Here is a 1,313-nt window from a genome sequence, read left to right on the forward strand (position 1 = left end):
CCGCAACGCCGTCCCGAACGACCCGCGCCCGCCGATGGTGACCTCGGGCCTGCGCATCGGCACCCCCGCCCTCGCCACCCGCGGCTTCACCGCCGAGGACTTCGCCGAGGTCGCGGACGTCATCGCCGAGGCGCTGAAGCAGTCGTACGACGCCGAGGCGCTCAGGGCCAGGGTCACCGCGCTCGCGGCCAAGCACCCGCTGTATCCCGGCCTGAACAACTAAGTACCCCCGGTGGGGCACCCGGTCATCGTCACCAGGTACCGGGTGCCCCGTCACCCCGCTGTGAGGAGTCCCCGTGGCCATCTCGGTCTTCGACCTGTTCTCGATCGGCATCGGCCCGTCCAGCTCCCACACCGTGGGCCCGATGCGCGCGGCCCGCATGTTCGCCCTCCGGCTGCGCAGCGAAGGGGTCCTGGACTCGGCCGAGTCCGTACGGGCCGAGCTGTACGGCTCCCTGGGCGCGACCGGACACGGCCATGGCACGCCCAAGGCGGTACTGCTCGGACTGGAGGGCGCCGCACCGCGCACGGTGGACGTCGCGACCGCCGACCAGCGGGTGGACGACATCAAGGCGGCGGGCCGGCTCCGGCTGCTCGACGAGCGGGAGATCGGCTTCGACTTCGCCGAGGACCTGGTCCTGCACCGCCGTAAAGCCCTCCCCTACCACGCGAACGGCATGACGCTCCGGGCACACGACGCCACCGGCGCCGAACTCCTCGCCAAGACCTACTACTCCGTGGGCGGCGGCTTCGTCGTCGACGAGGACGCGGTCGGTGCCGACCGCATCAAACTCGACGACACGGTCCTGAAGTACCCCTTCCGCACGGGCGACGAGCTGCTGCGCCTGACGACGGACACCGGCCTGTCGATCTCGTCCCTGATGCTGGAGAACGAGCGGTCCTGGCGGACCGAGGAGGAAATCCGCGCGGGCCTGCTGGAGATCTGGCAGGTGATGCGGGAGTGCGTGGCACGCGGCATGTCCCGCGAGGGCATCCTGCCGGGCGGCCTGAAGGTACGGCGACGGGCGGCCAACTCGGCCCGCAAGCTGCGCTCGGAGGGCGACCCGAAGGCCCTGGCCATGGAGTGGATCACGCTCTACGCGATGGCCGTCAACGAGGAGAACGCCGCGGGCGGCAGGGTCGTGACGGCCCCGACGAACGGCGCGGCCGGCATCATCCCGGCGGTCCTGCACTACTACGTCAACTTCGTGCCGGGAGCGGACGAGGACGGGGTGGTGAGGTTTCTGCTGGCGGCCGGCGCGATCGGCATGCTCTTCAAGGAGAACGCCTCCATCTCCGGCGCCGAGGTCGGC

Annotated in this window: 1 protein-coding gene and 1 pseudogene; both read left to right on the plus strand. The window is 71.1% G+C overall.

Annotated elements, in window-relative coordinates; genetic code table 11:
• Window positions 1-223 (plus strand): annotated as a pseudogene (locus tag GFH49_RS00650) (serine hydroxymethyltransferase); the annotation flags it as partial.
• A 73-nt stretch (window positions 224-296) separates the two neighbouring features.
• A partial coding sequence (locus GFH49_RS00655) for an L-serine ammonia-lyase (RefSeq protein WP_155053753.1) occupies window positions 297-1,313 on the plus strand: 1,017 nt, incomplete at its 3' end.

It is taken from the genome of Streptomyces blattellae (assembly GCF_009709555.1).
Lineage (GTDB): Bacteria > Actinomycetota > Actinomycetes > Streptomycetales > Streptomycetaceae > Streptomyces > Streptomyces blattellae.